20 protein-coding genes and 2 pseudogenes are annotated in these 19,899 nt (G+C 33.6%); 4 read left to right on the top strand and 18 right to left on the bottom strand.

Translation table 11 applies throughout. The annotated features are described in order from the left end of the window. Together DMB91_RS09060 and DMB91_RS02810 are read left to right on the top strand one after the other, a co-directional pair. Positions 1 to 142 (top strand): annotated as a pseudogene (locus DMB91_RS09060) (chemotaxis protein); the annotation flags it as partial. Further along, positions 142 to 408 (top strand): hypothetical protein, encoded by a 267-nt coding sequence (locus DMB91_RS02810; RefSeq protein ID WP_034906657.1) that lies wholly within the window; start codon positions 142 to 144, stop codon positions 406 to 408. The pseudogene DMB91_RS09060 and the gene DMB91_RS02810, both read left to right, overlap by 1 nt. 50 nt (positions 409 to 458) lie before the next feature. Here the strand turns inward: DMB91_RS02810 and moaA are convergent, their stop codons facing one another. Genes moaA through mqnP form a run of 4 tightly spaced genes read right to left on the bottom strand, consistent with a single transcriptional unit; the run spans position 459 to position 3,289 of the window. Continuing rightward, the gene (gene moaA, locus DMB91_RS02805) at positions 459 to 1,421 is read right to left on the bottom strand and encodes a GTP 3',8-cyclase MoaA (RefSeq protein ID WP_034906676.1); all 963 of its coding nucleotides are present in this window, start codon (positions 1,419 to 1,421) and stop codon (positions 459 to 461) included. Then, entirely contained in the window at positions 1,421 to 1,936 is a 516-nt protein-coding gene (locus tag DMB91_RS02800) for a hypothetical protein (RefSeq protein WP_034906660.1), read from the bottom strand. Before DMB91_RS02800 ends, moaA begins: the two co-directional genes overlap by 1 nt. Continuing rightward, positions 1,929 to 2,423, bottom strand: a complete 495-nt coding sequence (locus DMB91_RS02795; protein WP_052043254.1) for a hypothetical protein — start codon at positions 2,421 to 2,423, stop codon at positions 1,929 to 1,931. The genes DMB91_RS02800 and DMB91_RS02795 overlap by 8 nt, the downstream gene beginning before the upstream one ends. Then, complete coding sequence (gene mqnP / locus DMB91_RS02790; RefSeq protein ID WP_034906663.1) at positions 2,417 to 3,289, bottom strand: menaquinone biosynthesis prenyltransferase MqnP; 873 nt, start codon at positions 3,287 to 3,289, stop codon at positions 2,417 to 2,419. Before mqnP ends, DMB91_RS02795 begins: the two co-directional genes overlap by 7 nt. Positions 3,290 to 3,361: 72 nt before the next feature. Between mqnP and miaA the strand changes: the two genes are divergently transcribed. Next, positions 3,362 to 4,237 carry a tRNA (adenosine(37)-N6)-dimethylallyltransferase MiaA gene (miaA, locus tag DMB91_RS02785; protein ID WP_034906665.1) on the top strand — a complete coding sequence of 292 codons (876 nt, stop codon included), beginning with the start codon at positions 3,362 to 3,364 and terminating at the stop codon, positions 4,235 to 4,237. A 376-nt stretch (positions 4,238 to 4,613) separates the two neighbouring features. On the opposite strand, the gene DMB91_RS02780 is transcribed toward miaA, so the two are convergent. From DMB91_RS02780 to rplU, 10 genes are all read right to left on the bottom strand, one after another. Then, the gene (locus DMB91_RS02780; protein ID WP_034906668.1) at positions 4,614 to 4,967 is read right to left on the bottom strand and encodes a RidA family protein; all 354 of its coding nucleotides are present in this window, start codon (positions 4,965 to 4,967) and stop codon (positions 4,614 to 4,616) included. Beyond that, complete coding sequence (locus DMB91_RS02775) at positions 4,967 to 6,253, bottom strand: MFS transporter (RefSeq protein WP_034906670.1); 1,287 nt, start codon at positions 6,251 to 6,253, stop codon at positions 4,967 to 4,969. The genes DMB91_RS02780 and DMB91_RS02775 overlap by 1 nt, the downstream gene beginning before the upstream one ends. A 20-nt stretch (positions 6,254 to 6,273) precedes the next feature. Then, positions 6,274 to 7,599: an NAD(P)/FAD-dependent oxidoreductase gene (locus tag DMB91_RS02770; RefSeq protein ID WP_034906673.1), complete on the bottom strand. Its 1,326-nt coding sequence runs from the start codon at positions 7,597 to 7,599 to the stop codon at positions 6,274 to 6,276. 482 nt (positions 7,600 to 8,081) lie between these two features. Beyond that, positions 8,082 to 8,246: a hypothetical protein gene (locus DMB91_RS08810; RefSeq protein ID WP_185900255.1), complete on the bottom strand. Its 165-nt coding sequence runs from the start codon at positions 8,244 to 8,246 to the stop codon at positions 8,082 to 8,084. A 22-nt stretch (positions 8,247 to 8,268) separates the two neighbouring features. Continuing rightward, positions 8,269 to 10,632 (bottom strand): hypothetical protein, encoded by a 2,364-nt coding sequence (locus tag DMB91_RS02765; RefSeq protein WP_034905924.1) that lies wholly within the window; start codon positions 10,630 to 10,632, stop codon positions 8,269 to 8,271. Positions 10,633 to 10,675: 43 nt separating this feature from the next. Then, positions 10,676 to 11,386 (bottom strand): hypothetical protein, encoded by a 711-nt coding sequence (locus DMB91_RS02760; RefSeq protein ID WP_034905890.1) that lies wholly within the window; start codon positions 11,384 to 11,386, stop codon positions 10,676 to 10,678. A 100-nt stretch (positions 11,387 to 11,486) separates the two neighbouring features. After that, positions 11,487 to 12,104, bottom strand: coding sequence for a recombination protein RecO (gene recO, locus DMB91_RS02755; protein ID WP_034905892.1), 618 nt, complete (start codon positions 12,102 to 12,104; stop codon positions 11,487 to 11,489). 2 nt (positions 12,105 to 12,106) lie between these two features. After that, positions 12,107 to 13,132 (bottom strand): GTPase ObgE, encoded by a 1,026-nt coding sequence (obgE, locus tag DMB91_RS02750; RefSeq protein WP_034905895.1) that lies wholly within the window; start codon positions 13,130 to 13,132, stop codon positions 12,107 to 12,109. Positions 13,133 to 13,200: 68 nt separating this feature from the next. Then, positions 13,201 to 13,455, bottom strand: coding sequence for a 50S ribosomal protein L27 (gene rpmA / locus DMB91_RS02745; protein WP_034905898.1), 255 nt, complete (start codon positions 13,453 to 13,455; stop codon positions 13,201 to 13,203). Positions 13,456 to 13,465: 10 nt separating this feature from the next. Next, complete coding sequence (rplU, locus tag DMB91_RS02740) at positions 13,466 to 13,774, bottom strand: 50S ribosomal protein L21 (protein WP_034905901.1); 309 nt, start codon at positions 13,772 to 13,774, stop codon at positions 13,466 to 13,468. Between the two features lie 298 nt (positions 13,775 to 14,072). Here rplU and DMB91_RS02735 point away from each other — a divergent pair, with 298 nt between their 5' ends. After that, positions 14,073 to 15,965 carry a flagellar assembly protein A gene (locus DMB91_RS02735; RefSeq protein WP_034905903.1) on the top strand — a complete coding sequence of 631 codons (1,893 nt, stop codon included), beginning with the start codon at positions 14,073 to 14,075 and terminating at the stop codon, positions 15,963 to 15,965. Positions 15,966 to 15,979: 14 nt separating this feature from the next. Here the strand turns inward: DMB91_RS02735 and DMB91_RS02730 are convergent, their stop codons facing one another. The 4 genes and pseudogenes from DMB91_RS02730 to DMB91_RS02715 form a co-directional block, all read right to left on the bottom strand. Further along, positions 15,980 to 17,236 carry a DUF2920 family protein gene (locus DMB91_RS02730; protein WP_034905906.1) on the bottom strand — a complete coding sequence of 419 codons (1,257 nt, stop codon included), beginning with the start codon at positions 17,234 to 17,236 and terminating at the stop codon, positions 15,980 to 15,982. 89 nt (positions 17,237 to 17,325) lie between these two features. After that, positions 17,326 to 17,716: pseudogene (locus DMB91_RS02725) on the bottom strand (anaerobic C4-dicarboxylate transporter family protein); the annotation flags it as partial. Between the two features lie 6 nt (positions 17,717 to 17,722). Continuing rightward, positions 17,723 to 19,129 (bottom strand): aspartate ammonia-lyase, encoded by a 1,407-nt coding sequence (aspA, locus tag DMB91_RS02720; protein WP_034905911.1) that lies wholly within the window; start codon positions 19,127 to 19,129, stop codon positions 17,723 to 17,725. A 190-nt stretch (positions 19,130 to 19,319) separates the two neighbouring features. After that, positions 19,320 to 19,820: an ankyrin repeat domain-containing protein gene (locus tag DMB91_RS02715; RefSeq protein WP_034905913.1), complete on the bottom strand. Its 501-nt coding sequence runs from the start codon at positions 19,818 to 19,820 to the stop codon at positions 19,320 to 19,322. Positions 19,821 to 19,899 lie beyond the last annotated feature (79 nt).

The raw sequence follows: 19,899 nt of genomic DNA, 5'->3' as shown, positions 1-19,899 counted from the left end.
TCAAATCAATGAAAGTGTAGCTCATATAGAAAGTGTGACTCAAGATAATGTTAAGATTGCTAATGATAGTTCAGTGATTTCTGATACGGTGAATGATATTGCAAGAAATATACTTGAAGATACTAGGAAGAAGAAGTTTTGATGAAAATTTATGAAGTTTTGAATCAAAATAAAAGAGGCATGGGGTATTTTAGAAGCTCTTGGAATATACACGCTTTTATACAGATGAGTTATACAAATGGAATTTATATGCTGTATGAAGTGCGTGATGAAGAGCTTTTGAAAAGCCCTTTTGAATTTAGTCAAGAAGATATTGATGCAAGTGATTGGCAAGTAGATAATCTTTGTGCCTTAGAATCAAAACTTTTAAGCATACAAGAAGCGAACAAAAAACAAAGCTTCTTGTAATCTACACCCTGTTTCATTTCTCGTAAGATAACACAAAACAAGTTATAAGCTTAGCCTCCAGTTTGATAAAAAGCCCTTGTTGAGCGTTCGTTGTCTTTAATGCTCCATTTGTTCTTTTCTGGCTTGTTTTCAATCACGCTTTGAAGTATCTTACTTGCTGCGTCTATATCGCCTTGTTTTACAGCCTTTCTTATGCTTAAAGCCTCATCAAAATAAAGACAAGGCACAAGCAAGCCATCAGCTGTCAAGCGGATACGATTGCAAGTATCGCAAAACTCATGACTATGTGGATCGATAATGCCAAAGATATAATCATCTGCTTTGTATAAGCTTACCGGAGCATTCAAACTTTTTTCAAGTGCTTGTATTGCATACTTTTGACTTATAATCTTTAAAATTTCGCCTGCTTTCAAACCTTTAAGCTGTCCATAAGCATGAGTATTTTCCATAAATTCAATGAAGCGAATTTGGATATTTTTAGCTTTTGCAAACTCAAGCAAATCACAAAGCTCATTATCATTAAGCCCTTTTAAAGCAACGCAGTTAAGCTTGACTAAAAAGCCTGTATTTAAAGCTGCATCAATACCTTGCATAACATCTTTTAAAATGTCTTTTTGAGAAATTTTTATAAGTTTTTTTGCATGAAGGGAGTCTAAAGAGATATTTACTCTTTTCAGTCCAGCTTCTTTTAAAAGTCTTGCTTGATTTGTAAGCAAAAAGCCATTTGTGGTTAAGGCTAAATCAATGCAATTTTTATATTCAAAAATCATTTTTATAAATTTGTGCAAATCTTTTCTTAAAAGTGGTTCACCCCCTGTGATCCTGATCTTTCTCACCCCAGCATCAATGGCGACTTTAACAAATAAAAAAAGCTCATCAAAGCTAAGTAAATTTTCATTAATTTTTTCATCAAAAGGGACTTTTGGCATACAATACAAACAGCGAAAATTGCAATTTTGCGTTACTGAAATGCGTAAATAATCAATCACCCTATCATAACTATCAACAAGCATCAATCAACCATCTTTTTCATCTTTAATGTAAATTCAACGCTTCCTGTTGGAATTCTTAAATCTTTTGAGATTTGTTCTATACTTTTACCTTCCTTAAACAAATCAACGATTTTTTGCTCCTCGTTTTCATAATTTGGTGTAAGCTTTGAGATATTTTGCGTTTTTTGCTCAAGATGAGAGAGTCTATTTTCTTGTTCATTTTGAAATTCTTCAATCACGCTTTCAAAACCCTTTAAACTCTTGAGTATAGGCATAATTTTGCTATTGACTTCTTTGTTAAGCAAAAGATTGATTTCATCTTTTAAATCATCTGAATTTTGTAAATTTACACTTTGTATATCAGCTTTTGCCTCAAGTTCTTTGCGTAAATAGTGCATATTTTTACTCAGTTCTTCCACTGCTTTTTCAAGCTTTGCAATCTTAAGCGAATTTTCCTTATCCTTGATAAAAATATAAGCCACTAAGGCAATTTGTAAAATCACTATAAAAATGAGATAAAGCAACTCATCACTCATTTTCTTTTCCTTTCATTTCTTTGATAAGCTCTCTTTGCGTTTGTGCCACAAAAGCATCATAAAGTGCTTTATCCTCACTTTTGATCTTAATGATACTCGCCGTTTTTTCATCTAAAGCCTTGATGAAAAAGGCTATCTCTTTGTTATTTATCTTTAATCTAGCATAATATACTTGATTTTGAACTAAATTTGTGTCTAAAAATTCAAGATTTTCATAATGCACACCTGAAATATGAGCTTTATTTTGAAGTGTGATTAAAAACTCCTTATCTTTTAGCTCAAGTCTTGTTATACTTTCTTTGACGCTGATAAGCATATTAAAAAGCAATTCTTCACTTTCACTCAATTCTATTTTTTGGGCAAGTTTTTTAAATCTCATAATTTGAGCGTTTGAATTGAGACTGATAAATTCTTCATTAAAACGTATATCATCAAGGGTGCTTTCTTCAAATTCAATTTTTAAAGCTGTTTTAAAAAAACTTACCATATCAAATCAACCCAAATGAAAATCAAAAAAATAATACTTAAATATCCATTTAAAGTAAAAAAAGCTCTATCAATATGAGCAAAATTCTTACGCACGATCTTTTGCTCGAAAAACAAAATCACCGCACAAACAAAAACTCCAAAAAAAGCCACAAAAGAAAGTTTAGCCTGCCAAATAAATAAAAGCCAAAACAACACCGCTAAAAAATGGCAAAACGCCGAGGCAAACAAAGTCGCCTTTATGCCAAATTTAGATGGCACAGAATGAAGCCCTTTAAGTTTATCATACTCCATATCTTGCAAGCTATAAAGCAGATCAAATCCTGCCGTCCAAAACATCACTCCAAGACACAAAATCACGCTGTAAAGCTCTATTTTACCAAGCACAATCACACTTCCAGCAATAGGTGCAAGTCCCAAACAAAAACCTAAAACCAAATGAGCCAAAGATGAAAAACGTTTAAAAGTCGAATATAAGCCAAGTATAAGCAGTATAGGAAAAGAAAGCACAAAGGCTAGGGTATTGATAAAATAAGATGCTAACACAAAAACAAAGGCATTAAAAAAAATAAAGCTTAGCATACTTTTTTTGTCTATCTTGCCACTGATGTTTGGACGATCTTTGCAACGAGGATTATCCTTATCAATATCCTCGTCTAAAAAGCGGTTCATCGCCATAGCAAAATTCCTTGCACTCACCGCACAGATTATGCCTAAAAATAGCACCTTAAAGCCAAACCAAACACTTTGAGTTTCAAGCTTTGAAGCTACCATCATAGAAATAAACAAAAAAGGTAAAGCAAAGATAGAATGCTTAAAAACAACAAGCTCTAAAAGAGTGTTAAGTTTTGTATAAAATGTTTTCATTATTTTTACTCTTTAGTAAATTTTTGTTATGATTTTACTAAAAAAACTTTAAATTTAAGGAAAAACTCGCTTATGTTTTTTGAATTTGCACTCATTGGCTGCACAGCTTGTGGTAAAAGCGAGCTTGCTTCAAGGCTAGCTACTGAATTTAACGCCTTTATCTTGAGCCTTGATAGCTTATGTGTGTATAAAGAGATCAATATCGCTTCGGCTAAGCCTGATGATACTAGGCTTATTGATTATTTTGGGATCGATCTTTTGAGTATAGATGAAGCCTTTAATGTGGCTTTGTTTTTCAAAGAGTATGAAAGAGCTAAAAATGCTGCTTTAAAAGCAAATAAGCCTCTTATCATCGTGGGTGGGACGAGTTTTTACTTAAAGGCTTTAATGAGTGGCTTAAGTAAAGAGGTACCTGCGCTTTTGCATTATGAACTTGATAATGAAGCTATTTACGCCCTTGTAAAACGTATAGATAAAGAAGCAAAGATAGAAAAAAATGACACTTATCGCTTAAGAAAATGGCTTGATATTTATGAGTTTAGCAAAGAAGTGCCAAGTGAGTTTTTAAAACGTACCTTAAAGCCAGCTTTGATTAAAAAACTTGATATCTTTGAGCTAGTGTGCGATAAAGAACTTTTAAGACAAAGGATAGCCAAAAGAACAAAGGCTATGCTTGAAAAAGGCTTGCTTGAAGAGGCTAGGTGTTTATTTGCGTATTTTGATGCAAGTTTAAAGCCTTTAAATTCCATAGGCTTAAAAGAGTGTAAAGCTTATCTTGATGGTGAAATTTCACTTCATGAGCTTGAAATGCTTATCACAACACACACAGCCCAGCTTGCTAAACGACAAAGAACCTTTAACAAAGGCTTTCACAAAGCAAGCTTTGAGCAAAGCAAAGCATATCATGAGCTTCAAGGTTTTATGCAAGCAAAATTAAACCAAATGTAAAAACCTTGCAAATTTTACTCTAATTAAAATAATAAAAGCTATGTAGCCACTCATCTTGTGCTTCTATCATAGTTTTAACACAAAATTTAGATTCTGCTTCCATTTCATCGCACTAGACTTTAAGCAAATGTGCTTTTATCTTTTGCATGGATAGTCTCTACCAAGCCTTTTATTTAACTTGTAGGGAGAGCTAAGACTTTAAGTTGATTTTTTATGAAGCTCTCAATATCCTTAACGGCTCTCTGATAAATGCCCCATTATCGACAAATAATAGCATGATTATATGTTTTTTTCTCATTGTTACTTACTACGATGGCAAAAACTAGGAAAGCCTGAATTCATAAAACCTTAAGCATTACAAAACATAGCTAGAATTTCAACTATCAATCTTTTGATAACCAAAAACTTGTATTTCTATCTTTGCCCCTTCAATCAATGTAGCACCTACACAAGCTCTTGCTGGCTTTGGACAATTCTTTAGCCAAGCTTCATAAACTTCATTCATTTGATAAAAATCTCGCATATCATTAAGCCACATTTGCACTCTTGTAATATGTGTTTTATTCGCATTGATACTACTTAATAAAATATCAATATGCTCTAAAATCTCTTTTGTTTGCTCTTGTATAGAAGCATAGGGATTAAGGCTGATTTGCCCTGAACTTTCAAAACATCCCTCATAAACAACAAGCTGTGCTAAATAGGTATTTTCTTGGTATCTTTGTATCATTATGAATCCTTATGATAAGTTTCTGGCGCGAATATATGGCAAAAAATTCCCGCAAAAGCAAGCGAAGCAAAAACCACCCAAAGTGCTGCAGAAATAGAATAATGACTGGTGATAATAGGAAGTAAAAAAGTCCCCAAAGCACCACTGACCCTTGAACAAGCAACAACAAGTCCCACACCTGAAGCTCTTAGATTTGTTGGAAATAACTCAGGTGTATAAGCAAACTCAAGCACACCAGCACCCGCTAACACACAAGAAAAAATAGAAATTAAAATAACCACTAAATAAGAGGGCAAGGAAAAGCTATAAGTAGCTAAGGCTATCATAATGATTGCCAAGATATAAAAGCTACCCACGACAAAGAGCTTCCTTGAGATTTTATTGATAATATAAAGCCCAAGCACAGAACCTATAAATAAAAACAAATTATAAATGATGCCTCCTACATAAGGATCTTCTACTTTTAAACTCGCTAAAATGCTCGGTATAAACGTACTGATTGCGAAGTAGGGTATAACTTGTGCTCCATAAAAGACTACGCCTACTAGAGTATTTTTAAAATTTTGTGAATTAAAAAGGTCAAAGTATTTTGAGTGTTCATATTCCTGTGCTTTAGGAGCTAAAATATGCTCTCCAAAATACTTTTTGATAATAGCATTTGCCCTTTCTATTTGCCCTTTTTTTACAAGCCATAAAGGACTAGATGGGGTATTGATTCTTAAAAGCATCACAAGACAACTTGGCAAAGCAGAGCTTAATAAAATCCATCTCCAAGCTCCTTGACTAAAATCTTGCAAAGCAAAGCCTACAAAATAAGCTATGGTATAGCCTCCTACCCAGCCTACCATCATCGCCGATAAAAGCTTGCCTCGATATTTTTTAGGTGTGATTTCACTTACTAAAGAAATTCCTACGACATAATCAGCTCCCAAAGCAAGCCCTAAGATAAATCGCAAAACAAAAAGTTCAAAAGCATTGCTTACATAAAATTGCAAAATAGATACGACAAAAAATATAGGCATAGTCCAAATAAATATAGGCTTTCTACCCACTTTATCAGCTAAAAACCCTGTTAATAAAGCACCAAAAAACAGACCAAACAAGGACGCAGCTCCTATTGCTCCAAGCCACCACTCATCTAAGCCTAAATCTTTCTTAGCCAACTCCATACTAATACCAATAACGCCTAAAATAAAACCATCACAAAATTGCCCTCCTATACCTGAAAAGCCTACTTTTAAGTGGATTTTATTCAAAGGCATATCTTCAAAATAAATCTTCTGCATATTCTTCCTTATTTTCATTATTATATATCGCCTAAAGCGTTTCTTTGCTCATACCAAAGTCTTATTTTAGCTCCTATGCAGCGCAAAGGTTCAGGAGGCATAAAGCTTGCTTTGTTATGAGCAAGAATAAAATCAAGATTAGAAGAATGTTTCCCAGCAATAAGATCTGCTAGATAATATCCAAGATATACGCCTTTTGCCATTCCTACTCCATTACTTCCGCCTATGCAGTAGATTCCATCGCCAAACTTTCCAAAAACACTTTGATGATTTAAAGTCATAGTTAAAAATCCACCCCAAGTGAATTGGAATTTTTTATGACTTAAATAAGGGAATCTCGCTTCAAAAGAAAGTCTATGTCTTTCATAGGCTCTTTGTAAATCTTCACTTTTACATTGTAAATCAGGGAAAAAATCAAGCAAATTGCGCACAAAAATCCTCTTATCAGGGGTAAAACGTACCGTTGTTCCTGCTGGATGTGCCGAAGTCAAACCATAGGCTTGAACATTAGGAAAATATTGATTGATTTCATTTTCACTCAAGGGCTCACTTAAAGAGGCATAAGTAAAAATGGGTGCTTGTTTATATTTGACTATTTTAAATTCCTCCAAATGAGAATCCAAAGCTAGAATCAAAGTCTTACTTTGAATACTTCCTGTTTTAGTTTTGATGTATTTTAAATCTTGCTTTTCCTCAAATTCAAGCACAGGACTTTCCTCAAAAACAATTACATTATCAGGCAAATTATCAACCAAGCCCCGCATTAAAGCACTCGGATTCATTAAAATATTATCAGGCGTATAAACTGCCTCTTGATAATAGCTTGTGCCAAGCCTTTGCTCTAGCTCCTTGCCTTTAATGCGCTCAAATGCAAAACCACTGGGCTGCAAATGCTCTTCAAAAGCTCTTAAACCTTGTATGTTTTTATCCTCGTGAGCACACATATATTTTCCGGCCTTTTGCCAGTGGCAATTGATATTGTGCTTATCAACTAAATCTTTTAAAAAGGCAATCGCAAAGCAATTAAGCTCATAAATCTTTTTATCGTGTTCTTGATTTGCTTGATTGCCATCAAGATTATGGGGCAAATCAATAATAAAACCTGCATTCCTTGAGCTTGTGCCTTGCCCTATTTTCAGAGCTTCAACAAGAGCTATCTTGGAATCTTTATACAAGTTAGCAAGACTCAAAGCCGTGCTTACCCCAGCAATGCCAGCTCCAACGATGCAAAAATCAAACTTCAAATCCTCTTGAAGCTTCCTACCCAAAGGCTTATCTTTTTCCTCGCAAAGTTCAAACCAGCCTATCTCTCCATCAGTCTTTGGCAAATATTTTATAGTTACCATTTTTTATCCTTTGATATTTTTTAACTTTATATGAAGAATACCTTAATTTGACTTAGAATCAAAAAAAAAAAAACGATTTTTTTGTTATATTTGTTACAAAACTTCATATTTAAAGTTTTTCTTAATATTTTTGAAATACGAGCGAAGAATCTAAATAGAAATTCCATATCCTAAGCAACAAATTCCTATGAATTATGAAGAAGCAACAACGTACTTTACCAAGCACTTCTAGCAGCACAACTGCACACTTAAAGTAGATTTTAATCTATCCCAAAGAAATCGCCAAAAAGAGCCAAATAAGCAACTTTTCGCAAAATGAAAATTTTGTCGTCTTGAATGCGTGCATACACTTCTTGAAATAGGCTAAAGCCCGAATATTTAGTACTTGAAATGGACACGGCAAAGAGGGCAAACAGCTCTTTAGCTACGCCACACAAGCAAGAAGTGTAGAATATTTAGTACTCTATGCAAGCGACTTTGATTTAGGAGATAAAAGTGATAATGTAAATAAAAAGGGGAAATCTATCAAATACCCCCCCCCCCCACTTGCTATATTTGCTAGTTTTGGTGTTTTTAATGATAGAATACATCATCACTGCTGTGTATTTTGCATACCTTTCGTCTGAACTAAAAACGATATGAAACATTGTTTATCCTTTATTTAAGGTATCAATTTGTGTTTAAGATATTCATTTTTTCACGGCATAAATTCTGCCAATTCGAACTTGCATTAATATCAAGGCATTGTGTAAGACTTGTTCTTTGGGCATTTAAATTCTGCGTTTTTTCAAAAATTTCAGCTTGTATATAAAAAGCCTTCGCTCTTTGTTCAGCATCTAAGTTAAGCTTTATCAAATCCGTTAAAACAGCCAAAGCTTCATTAAAATTTCCGCTTTTATTTAAAGCATCAAGATATATAAACTCAAGCTCTGGGCTATATACATTTACCCCTTTTAAATTTTGAAAGTCAATCGCCTTTGGTGCATAGTGAAGTATGCTTGTAGTGAGGTTTTGCTCATTACAATAAAGCAAAAACTCGTGATACAACTCAACCATTTTAAAGTTCATCTTAAAATGTTCAAGAGCTTCAAGACTCTTAATTGCAGCGTTATAATCATCTTGCCTAAGCTGAGCTAAGAATTTAAAATAATACGCATTAAACCGCTCTTCATCGCTCTTCATCGTCCTTGAATCAATCACACCATTTGCCAAAGCGATAGTATTTGCATAATTTTTAGCATTAAGCTCTAATTCGCTTTTTTCCAAATCATAATAAATGCTGTCTTCTTGTCTATTTTTGTCAATATATTCTTCAGCCAAAGAAACTTGCAGACCTCTTTTTAAGCACGCAAGCATAGCTTTTTTGTTATTAATTTTCTGCCCTATTTCATACTCTTTATAGGCTTGAAAAAGGTTTGTTGCTTCAGAGCAATTATCTGCCTTTAAATCTTCATTTAACCTCGAAATAGCTGCTCTTTCAAGCAAATTTTTCATCTCAGGGTTATTGTATCGTTCTATCTTATCTTTATAATCAAGCACGGCTTGGGTATTGTTCTCATCAAAATACAATCTTACATCATAAAGAAGAGCTTTAGCGGCGATTTCATTAGCGTATTCTTTCATCAAGCTTTGATATTTTTCATGCAAAAAACTTGCGTTATTATCATCTAAATAAAAAAAAATATTATCAGAAGCTTCTTTAATTAAAGCCAAATGCTCTCCATCGCTAAACTCATCAGCATACAAGTCAAGATAATGCTTGGCTTTTTGATATTCATTTGTTTTACTTAACGCAAGGGCAAGGTTTTTAAGCACTTCTTCGTATTCTTCATCGTTTCTATTTAAGCTATTAAATACTCTTTCATAGATCATCGCACTTATTTGAGGATTGTTTTTATCATATAAAAGCTTTGCAAGCTCTAAAGAAAGGGCTTTGTTTTGGATAAAAGAATTTGCATTTGCATTTGTAATGGTATTGATGAGATTTAAAGCTTGATTTGTATCATCTGCAATAAGTGCAAGTCTAGCCAAAGAAAGCCCGGCTCTTGCGGCTATATCAACATTTTGTGTTCTGTAATAAAGATCATTAAAGATGATTTGAGCTTTTGTTCTATCACCAAGATTAAGCAAATAATCTGCATAATCAAGCAAAGCAAGCTGTGCAAAGTAATTTTCAGGGTATTCATTGCTTAAAATTTCAACCACATATTCCATATTTGCTCGCTGTTCTAGTGCCATATATGCTCGCATCATAATATATGAAATTTCAGGAAAATTTCTATCGCTAGTAAAGGTTCTGCTCCATTCTTTAGCATCTTCTACCATTTGCTCAAGCTGATTTTGGTTTCTAAAGTCTGAAGTGTAAGTGTAAAGCTGATTTTGTGCTCTGAGCTTATATAAGATAAACTCGTTCATAAAAATACTACCTTGATAGCGTTCAATCGCATTGTTCGCATCAGCGATAACTTGAGTGTAATTTTGTTTTTCATATTCTTCTTTGATGCGTAAAAATGTGTTTATATCGGCACTTTGAGGGATAAGCACAGGATTTGAGTTTAAGTCTAAAGCTCCTACAAAAGGTGTTTGCATATTAGAAAAATTAATATCAAAGTCAAGTCCATTATAAGTTCTAAAATAAGGTATTTCTTTAGAAAAAATAAAAGTAAAACTTGTGGAATTATTATCGCTATTATCACTTAAAACTACATTTTCATTGTAGATATTTTGAGATAGATTAAACATTTTTGATGGAATTTTAGCTTGTATAAAAATTTGAGTGAGCTGATTTGTTTTTGTAAAATTAAGATCAAAAAAATCAAAACTTTGATTGTCAAGCCTTGTTTCAACCACTCCTAAAATGTCGCATTCATAACGCTTTAAATCCCCTTCTTCAAATTCTTTACAAGTAAAGTTTTCATTATTTTTTAAATGGAGCACGCCAAAGGGGTTGTTATTATCACTGCCCCTATTTAAAACGATCTCAAAAGAAAAAAGAGCGGAAAAACTCAGTAAAAATATACATAAAATTCTCATAAAATAATTATATCCATAAAAAATAAATTTAAACACCAAAGCCTCATATCTTTGTAAGTTTTATACGCACAAAATCATAACCCTTTGTATTAAAGTCTAAAAAAGCAATGATCGTGTTTAAGCTCTCATCACACACAAGTTTGCTTTCAAGCTTAAAAAACTCACTTTCTATGAGAATATTTGCTTGATCGCTAATCTTAGCGATTTGTGAAAATTGTTTAGAACAATGCAAAAACTTATCCTTATTTTTCAAGCGAAAAAGCACCAAACCATCATAATTATCAAGCTCTTTTAAATGTGTAAATGCATCTTGTATCAAAAGCTCTTCTTCGCTCTCATCACTAAAAGCAAATTTGAGCCTAAATTTATGAGCCAAAAAAGCACAAAAAAATAAGATATTTTCATAATCCTTGTGCCCTTTTAAATTCGTATCGATGATGAGAAATTCAGCCTCGTTTAAAAAGTCTAAAATTTCAGTAGCTTCTTCTTCGCCCAAACAACTCTCAGCACTCAAATACCCCTCATCAAGCATATCAAACTCATCACTGCCTAGCTTTGCTAAAAGAGCTAGGACAAGGGCTGTGCTGGCGATCTCACATTTAAAAAATCGTGCTTTAAAATCACTATCTTGCAAACAAGAAACATAGTAATTTTCGCTATTTTCAAGTTTTTTGCATAAATTTGCATGTCTTTTGCTCGCTAAATCCAAAAAACACAAAGCCTTTTTGCCGACTTCATAAACAACGCTTTTCATTATTTTTACCCTTATCAGTATGAGTGTGAATTTTTTGTCAATTGTAGCGATTTTTAGCTTAAATTGAAGTTTTTATCATCAATTTTTATTTACAAAAACTCTAAAATCCCTCTTTGATAAGCATATAAAGCTCTTTGATCTCCTCATCATCAAAAGCCGAGCAATTTTTATGCGTAAAAAAGTCCTTAAGCTTATTTTTAGCAAAACTAAAACTAAGAGCATGAGCTTTGTGAGCAGGTAAAAAACCTCTTATAAGCGCTACTTCATCTTCATTTATCACCTCATCACAAGCAAAACAATAAAAATCTTTATGAAGCCTGCCCTCAAATTCAAGTAAATTTACATAAGCATCAACAATAACACGAAATGGATTTTGCTTTTCAAAACGTCTTGAACTTTCATCAAGAAGACCAAAATAAAATGAATCAAGTGCCTCAATATCTTTTAAGTGCTTATAAAAAAGTTGTATAAATTCCTGCCAAATAAACATTTTATCGCGACTCATAATCCATTTAAAACCAAGATGAAGTGTATCTTTAAGGCGAGGCAAAAAGCTTGGATTTTCTTCTAATTCAAAATCTATCTTATAGCCACTTAAAATACTTGAATGTCTTAAACCATAAAAGCGATATGCCTTAATCACAGCCCTTTGACTTAACACATAAACGATCAAGTCTTCATCTTTTACGCGTTGGGTATGGAGGATAAAACCTTGCATGACTACATATGAGTGATGTGTTTAAAAAGTTCATTTTTAAGCTCACTTAGTCCAATACTTTGCAAGCTTGAAACCTTGATGATAAAACGCTCTGGATTTTTAAGTGCTTTAAGATAAGCTTTCAACTCATTAAAAGCGACTTCAAACCCCTCTTTTAACTCGGGCATAAGTTCTATACTATCACTTTTTGAGATCATAATGCCAAAATTCCTTTCATAAAGCTTTGATGAAAATTTTTCAAGCTCTTTGCTGAGTGCTTGAAACTGCTGTTTTAAACTTAACTCACGCAAAGGATCAAGCACAAAAAGTAAAAAAGAAGTGCGTTCTATATGCTTTAAAAACTCAAGTCCTAAACCCTTACCCTCGCTTGCTCCTTCGATTATACCCGGTATATCAGCCATGACAAAACTATCATATTCACCAACTTGAACCAAACCTAACTTTGGTGTGAGCGTGGTGAATTCATAATTTGCAATTTGTGGCTTTGCGTTTGAGATGACGCTTATAAGTGTTGATTTGCCAACATTTGGAAAACCTACAAGTCCAACATCAGCGATAAGTTTAAGCTCTAAACGCACTTTTAAACTCTGCCCCTTAATACCAGCTTGAGCATAATCTGGACGTTGATTTGTTGCATTTTTAAAATGTGTATTGCCAAGCCCACCTTTACCACCTTTGAGCAATATTTTTTGCTCAAAGTGAGTTGTCATATCAAATAAAACTTCTCCACTTTCATCATCGATAATTTGCGTGCCAGCAGGCACTGAAATCTCAAGATTTGCCCCACTTTTGCCATTGCGGTTGCGTTTATCGCCGTTTTGTCCATTTTGTGCGCTAAGTTCTTTTTTACCCTTAAAATTAGCCAAAGTATGAGCGTTATTGTTACACACAATAACCACATCGCCGCCCTTGCCACCATCACCACCATCAGGACCGCCTAAGGGCACATGTTTTTCACGGCGAAAGCTTACCGATCCTTTGCCGCCATTTCCAGAGCTAAGGACCAATTTTACACTATCAATAAACATAGCAAAAGCCTTTAAATTTAAAAAAGAAGTTAATAAAAGAGTTTTTAGAGGATAAATCCTCTAAAAAATTAAGCAGGATATACAGAAACTTTTTTTCTATCTTTGTCTTTTCTTTCAAATTTCACAAAACCATCAATCAAAGCAAAGATAGTGTGATCTTTACCCATGCCTACATTGTTGCCAATGTGAGTTGCTGTGCCTCTTTGGCGAATGATGATATTGCCAGCTCGAACAAACTCACCACCAAATTTTTTAACACCTAAACGACGACCTATGGAGTCGCGATTATTTTGAGTTGAGCCTTGACCTTTCTTGTGTGCCATATTTTACTCCTTAGCCTTTGATTTCTTTTACTCTAACGCGTGTGAATTGTCTTCTAAAGCCTCTCTTAAGTTTTGAGTCTTTTCTACGTCTTTTTTTGTAAATCACGACTTTTTTGTCTTTGCCATGATTAATCACTTCCAAAACAACTTTTGCACCAGCTAACAAAGGTGCACCTACCTTGAGTTCTTTGTCACTAAGTGCAAGCACCTCTGTGACTTCAATACTACCTTTTTCTTCGGCTTCAAAACGATCAAGTTTTAGCTCGTCGCCAACGCTTACTCGGTATTGCTTGCCGCTGTGTTTGATGATCGCATACATCAATACTTCTCCTTTTTCTTAGGTAAGTTAATGTTAAGCACCGAAAATTCGGATTTAAAAAGCTTAGACATTTCATAAAAAAGAATTAATTATACATTTTTTTGTTGAATTTTAGGTTAAAAATAAAGAAATAAAATCTTTTTTAAAAAAGAAGTGTTGAATTTTTGCCACCTAAATGAGCTTATTTTAAGTTTTAAGCTCAAAATAATTATTTTTAACTTATAATCAAATATATGCGAAAAATACAATTAATCAACAATATGTTAAATATCAAATAAACTTAGTTTTGGAGTTACAAATGAGTTCGCAAATTCTTACGAGCTTTGTATCAAAAACACCGGTTTTTGACTATGAAGCATACCTTAAAAAAAATACACTTGATCCACAAGAACATTCATTTAAGGTGCTTCATTTTACGACTTTTTATACAGAATCAAATGACAGCTTGTCTATCGAGCTTAAAAGCACGCAGCTTAATGTCTTTGAAAGTGATAGCTTTTTTATAAATGAAAAATTAAATATTTATCAAACTTATGAAATCGCAGTGATTCAAAAAGCTACGCCTCGTTTTAAGCTTGAGCTTAAATGTGATGAAAAATTTATCAATATCCAAGCCATAATCAAGCAAGATACGCACCTTGAGTATTATGATGAATTATATGAGGATATTTTGCAAGAAATTTATCGTCAAATGATTGAACTTAACTTACTTATAGGCATTCGTGCTTTTGCATTGCGCTCCTTGATTAAAGACTTTGTAGAGCAAGTAAGTATGGGAATTTGTATGATTAATGATGCTGTGATTGAAGTAGCAAGAGGTATTGAAAAGATTGATGATAAACCAGATGAGCTTATTATGCATTTTCGCCAAATTTTAGATGAGAAAAAAGCTCACTTTGAATCAGAATTTGAAAAGGGTGATTTAGCCGCAACCTTAAATAAGGGTGATTTGGTGCTTGAATACAAAAAAGTTCGCACGGGGGTTGATGGTAAAAATATCAAAAATCAAGTCATCAAACGCAAAGTCGAGCTAGCAAAATGTCGTCCAAAAATTAATGAGCGAAATTTCGAAGTAGAAGAAAATGATAAAATCATCAAATATTTTGCAAAAATCGATGGTTTTATGCAAAATAAAGACTTAAATTTTGATATCAGCAATGAAATCACTTCAGATAAAAAGCTTAGCCTAAAAAGTTCAGGCTCCATAAAAGCAAGCGAAGGCGAAGAAGTTAATATAAACTTAAATATGGCAAACCGCTTTGATGATGGCATAGATTCAGGTATCACAGTAGAAGCTCAAATCATCAATCTCAACGGCTCTGTAGCCGGAAATACCATAGTTAAAGCCAATGAAAGGCTTAATATCAAAGGGCAAATTCACTCAAAGGCAAAAATTTATGCAAAACACGCAAAAATTTTTAACCTCAAAGGCTTTTTGCGTGCTGAAGTGGCGATAATTGATACCCTAGAACGTGGTATTTTAGAAGCAAAAACAGCATTTGTAAAAAATGCAATCAACGCAAAAATTTATGCTGAAAATGTCTATATTGAAAATCTTGCTAGCACAAATGAAATTCATTTCTTAAACAACTGCTTTATCAAAGAATGCTGTGGAGATACAAATAAATTTATCGTTGATGCATCGGACTTTAAGCAGATTAATGATGCTTTAACAAGAGGAAAACAAAAGCTTCAAGAACTAGAAGAGTGTGAAAAGATTTACAAAAGTCTCCAAGAAAGTTATAAGCTTATCATTCCAAATATGCAAAATATACTTTTATCTTACAAATCTATGCAAGATGCTCATCAAGAGCCACCAAAAAGCTTTACAGATAAGATCATTCGTTTTAGAAATTTAGTCAATAAAATAAAAGAAGCTGAACAAAAACTTACAAACAAACAAAAAATAGAAAATGAAGTAAAAGAACGAATCGAAAAAATAAACAACATCATCAATCAAGCAAAGGTCTTTAATCAAAGCGGTTTGTGGAGTAGAGATTATAATGAAATTCGCTTTGCTTTTGCAGAAGGTGATGTTATCACAAGAGCTATTGATGCACAAAGCGATTTATTTAAGATCACTTTGCATGAAAAAAAAGTATGTTTTACCTATAAAAGCCAAGAAGAAAACAAAGAATTTGACGCTTTAAAAGAGCTTGAAGCAGAGCTTATAAAAGAATTTGATTCATAAAGTTTTTGGCAAATTTAATTATGTCTAAAAAGCTCTAACTCAAATTGCCCTCCCCCATGAGCTTCTTTAAAAAGATAATCAAGTTTTTCGCCTTTATAAAGAATCTCTCTTGGTGTATTTTTAGAAAGTTTGTGTTTTTTTAAAGCAAGTAAAGTGGGTAATTCTTTTTGTATAAGCATTTTTAAAGACATACCCATGCCATGATCTAAATTTTTAATAAAGCTTCCATCAATTTCGCTTTCATCTTTGATAATATGAAGCGAGCCTTTAAAATCAAGTTCTTTTAAAAGCTCAAACATTTGTTCTTTGTTTTGGGCTGGATCAAGTCTGTCTTTTATACTATGATAACTGATATAATAAGGCTTTGGATAGTTTGCTTGAGTGCGTAAATGAGCTTTATTGAAGATGTCTCGTATATGGTGATGATCGCTTGAAAAATAATATTTTGAATTTTTATCAAGTGAAAAGGGTGTCTTTGTAACACAGCACAACACAACATGCTCAAAAAATTCATTAACTTGAAATTCACACTCTTTAATATAATCCATATCCCTTCCAAGCCCAAAAAAACGCATTTGTGGCTTTACATAGGCTGAATTTTCTAGAACACCGTCGATAAGCCAAGGAGCAAATTTAGCCGCAAGCAAAGCAAGATATCCACCATGAGATGAACCAAACATAATGGTTTTATAATCTTTTTCAAGCATAAAAGGTGGATTTTTCTTGATAAATTGTAACACATTGAGTATATCCATAGCTTGCAAGACACCAAAATTTAAGTATTCGTTGCGAGCTGGCTGCACGCTTATGCTAATACCAACCTTTACAGCTTTTTTGTAAAAGCCTTTATTTTGTCTTTCTTGTATGGTGTTATTAAGTATGGCACATGCTTGATATGTTTCTTGCTGATTAAGCTCATGTGGTGGAAAAAAATTATCTGCAAAGTCGATATTAAGACCTTTGCCTACTTGTAGATAAATTTCCTTATCTTTTGCGTCCATAACAAAAGTTGCTCCATTTTGCGGGCGAAGTCCTATGTTGTTGTAGCTTACTCGTATCACGGCAACTTGGTATTCTTTGATTAAAAATTCAGTCAAATGATCTTGATAGCTTTGATTACTATCCTCACCCAAACCAGCAATGAGAAAAAACAAAGCCTTAACCGGCTTTTTATCATCAAAATCAAGCTTAAACTCAAGCGGATTTTCTCTTTTTAATTCAAGCTCCTTATCTTCACTTGCAGGTATGCTTAGGATTTTTTTATTAAACATACTTCTTCCTTAAATCTTAAAGCTAAATAGTATATAATGAATATGCTTCATTTTGTTTGAATTTAAAACATAAAAGCTTATTTTTGTGATATACAAGGATAGCTCCAGCCCAAAGGCTCTAAAACCTCTGTCATATATACAACAGCTACTGAAACTAGGCTTGCTGTGATAGCGATTTGCTTGAAACAACGGCTATACTTAGAGGGGCTGAAGGCTTGATGTTTTGTTCTTTTGCTAGCTCAACGATAACTGATATCATAGAAAAAGCTGTGTGTCCTGACTAGCTAAGAGCGTCAAAATATAAGTAACGGTTGGGGTAAAATAGTTGATATACTTTGGATTTGAACGCAGTTTTTCAGCTACTTGCACGAGATAATCAAGCCCACCAGCAAAGCCTATACCTAAACCTTCAAAATGAACGCCTAAGAAAATAGCACCAAGCAAAACAACTATTTGTAGTATAAGTAAGATATCCCTAATTTTCCCCTATTTTTTTGCTATCATTTGAGGGTTAAGCATATTTGCTGGAGTTAAAATTTCATCAAGCCTTTCTTTGCTTAAAAGCCCTCTTTCAAGTGCTAGATCATAGACTCTTTTACCTGTATTTAAGGCTTCTTTAGCTATTGAAGCTGAGTTTTCATAGCCTATGTAAGGATTTAGAGCTGTTACTATGCCTATGGAGTTATACACAAAATCAGAACAAATTTGTTCATTGGCTGTAACACCATCTATACATTTATCAGCCAAAGTCTTCATCGCTTTTTCAAGCATAACAATAGAATTAAAGAGGCTATAGGCGATAACTGGCTCAAAAACATTAAGCTGAAGCTGTCCGCCTTCGCTTGCAAAGGTCACACTTACATCTGCACCTATTACATAAAAGCATACTTGATTGACTACTTCTGGGATAACTGGATTGACTTTGCCCGGCATGATAGAGCTACCTGGCTGCATTTTTGGCAAATTAATCTCACTTAGCCCACATTTTGGACCAGAGCTTAATAATCTTAAGTCATTGCATGTTTTAGAAAGCTTAGTTGCTACTCTTTTAAGCACGCCTGAAATTTGCACATATGCACCTGTATCTTGAGTCGCTTCGATCAAATCATTAGCCACCTTGTATTCAAAACCAGTAATTTCTCTAAGTTTTTTCTCAACCACTTTTGGATAATCAGGATGTGAGTTAATACCTGTTCCTATAGCTGTTCCGCCAAGGTTAATCTCTAAAACGAGCCTTCTTGCTTCTAAAACGCGTTCTATATCCTCGCCTATCATTACCGCAAAGGTTTGAAACTCGCGTCCTAAAGTCATAGGCACAGCATCTTGAAGCTGAGTTCGTCCCATTTTAAGCACATCTTTAAATTCAACTGCCTTTCTTTCATAAGCCTTTTTAAGATGCTCCATAACCTTAGCTAAATCACTTAAATAATCATGCAAAGCCATTCTAAGAGCTGTTGGATACGCATCATTGGTGCTTTGAGAGAGATTTACATGATCATTTGGATGAAGGTATTGATACTCGCCTTTTTTATGTCCTAGAATTTCCAAAGCGATATTTGCAATCACTTCATTTGCGTTCATATTAGTGCTTGTTCCAGCTCCGCCTTGAAACATATCAACAACGAATTGATCATAATACCCACCCTCTAAAATTTTATCACAAGCTTTAATAATAGCTTGTTCTTTCTTTTTGTCTAAAAGCCCTAATTCGCAGTTTGCCATAGCTGCTGCCTTTTTTACCCTTGCCATAGTGCGTATAAAACGAGGAAAATTTTCGAGTCTATTATGAGAAATATTAAAATTCTCCATTGCTCTAAAGGTTTGTATTCCATAATACACATCATCACTGATCTCAAGCTCACCAATGAGATCGTGCTCTTTACGCGTTGCCATCTTGTTTCTCCTTAAGTTAAGAATAAAATCTAAAGACCAATTAGTCTTTACAAGAAGCAATATAAACTAAAAACATTTAAATAAATATTAAAGCATTATTTAATATTTAAAAATAAATGAAATATAACAAAAGATGAGTATAAATGTGAATTATAAATTATAAAAAATTTATTTTTAATAGTCTAGAATTTTAGGCAGACTTGTTTCTTTTTGGAATTTTGTTTGATTTTTTGAAAAGAGACAAAAACCAAAGCAAAAGTCTTTTGCTTCTACCCATCTTTGTTTGCTCGGCAAAATACTGCACAATATCAGCTCGTGCAAACATTAAAGCAAAGGAAAAAGGTGTCATACCTAAGCCATTATTTTCATTGATATTTGCTCCATGTTCTACTAAAAGTTTAGCCATATCAAAATAACCCTTAAAGCACACGCCAGCTAAGGGCGTTTGTCCGCGATCGTTTTTCTCATCAACTCTTGCTCCGTGCCTTAAAAGCATTTTTGCCGTCGCTAAGGCGTTGTGATAGCTTGCAAGCATTAAAAGACTATCACCTTTGTGATTTTTTAAATTTGCACTTAAACCAGCTTTTATCATTGTTTTGAGATTTTCGCATTCATCATTTCGAGCAAAATTAAACGCCATAGCACAAAGCTCTTCATAACGTTTTTCTTCTTGAGTTAAATTGTGTATCATTGCAACTTCCTTGTATTGTATAAACTTAAAACCGCCAACTCCAAGGAGCGTCAAGTTGGCAGTTTTAAGTTTATAAATG

Source organism: Campylobacter sp. MIT 97-5078, assembly GCF_006864455.1.
Lineage (GTDB): Bacteria > Campylobacterota > Campylobacteria > Campylobacterales > Campylobacteraceae > Campylobacter_D.
This window is presented reverse-complemented; position numbering and strand designations above follow the sequence as displayed.

Excerpts from the sequence above, each read along its gene's own strand:
- DMB91_RS02810 (WP_034906657.1), top strand. The coding sequence starts at position 142 with ATGAAAATTTATGAAGTTTTGAATCAAAATAAAAGAGGCATGGGGTAT.
- moaA (WP_034906676.1), bottom strand. The coding sequence starts at position 1,421 with ATGCTTGTTGATAGTTATGATAGGGTGATTGATTATTTACGCATTTCA.
- DMB91_RS02800 (WP_034906660.1), bottom strand. The coding sequence starts at position 1,936 with ATGAGTGATGAGTTGCTTTATCTCATTTTTATAGTGATTTTACAAATT.
- DMB91_RS02795 (WP_052043254.1), bottom strand. The coding sequence starts at position 2,423 with ATGGTAAGTTTTTTTAAAACAGCTTTAAAAATTGAATTTGAAGAAAGC.
- mqnP (WP_034906663.1), bottom strand. The coding sequence starts at position 3,289 with ATGAAAACATTTTATACAAAACTTAACACTCTTTTAGAGCTTGTTGTT.
- miaA (WP_034906665.1), top strand. The coding sequence starts at position 3,362 with ATGTTTTTTGAATTTGCACTCATTGGCTGCACAGCTTGTGGTAAAAGC.
- DMB91_RS02780 (WP_034906668.1), bottom strand. The coding sequence starts at position 4,967 with ATGATACAAAGATACCAAGAAAATACCTATTTAGCACAGCTTGTTGTT.
- DMB91_RS02775 (WP_034906670.1), bottom strand. The coding sequence starts at position 6,253 with ATGCAGAAGATTTATTTTGAAGATATGCCTTTGAATAAAATCCACTTA.
- DMB91_RS02770 (WP_034906673.1), bottom strand. The coding sequence starts at position 7,599 with ATGGTAACTATAAAATATTTGCCAAAGACTGATGGAGAGATAGGCTGG.
- DMB91_RS08810 (WP_185900255.1), bottom strand. The coding sequence starts at position 8,246 with ATGTTTCATATCGTTTTTAGTTCAGACGAAAGGTATGCAAAATACACA.
- DMB91_RS02765 (WP_034905924.1), bottom strand. The coding sequence starts at position 10,632 with ATGAGAATTTTATGTATATTTTTACTGAGTTTTTCCGCTCTTTTTTCT.
- DMB91_RS02760 (WP_034905890.1), bottom strand. The coding sequence starts at position 11,386 with ATGAAAAGCGTTGTTTATGAAGTCGGCAAAAAGGCTTTGTGTTTTTTG.
- recO (WP_034905892.1), bottom strand. The coding sequence starts at position 12,104 with ATGCAAGGTTTTATCCTCCATACCCAACGCGTAAAAGATGAAGACTTG.
- obgE (WP_034905895.1), bottom strand. The coding sequence starts at position 13,132 with ATGTTTATTGATAGTGTAAAATTGGTCCTTAGCTCTGGAAATGGCGGC.
- rpmA (WP_034905898.1), bottom strand. The coding sequence starts at position 13,455 with ATGGCACACAAGAAAGGTCAAGGCTCAACTCAAAATAATCGCGACTCC.
- rplU (WP_034905901.1), bottom strand. The coding sequence starts at position 13,774 with ATGTATGCGATCATCAAACACAGCGGCAAGCAATACCGAGTAAGCGTT.
- DMB91_RS02735 (WP_034905903.1), top strand. The coding sequence starts at position 14,073 with ATGAGTTCGCAAATTCTTACGAGCTTTGTATCAAAAACACCGGTTTTT.
- DMB91_RS02730 (WP_034905906.1), bottom strand. The coding sequence starts at position 17,236 with ATGTTTAATAAAAAAATCCTAAGCATACCTGCAAGTGAAGATAAGGAG.
- aspA (WP_034905911.1), bottom strand. The coding sequence starts at position 19,129 with ATGGCAACGCGTAAAGAGCACGATCTCATTGGTGAGCTTGAGATCAGT.
- DMB91_RS02715 (WP_034905913.1), bottom strand. The coding sequence starts at position 19,820 with ATGATACACAATTTAACTCAAGAAGAAAAACGTTATGAAGAGCTTTGT.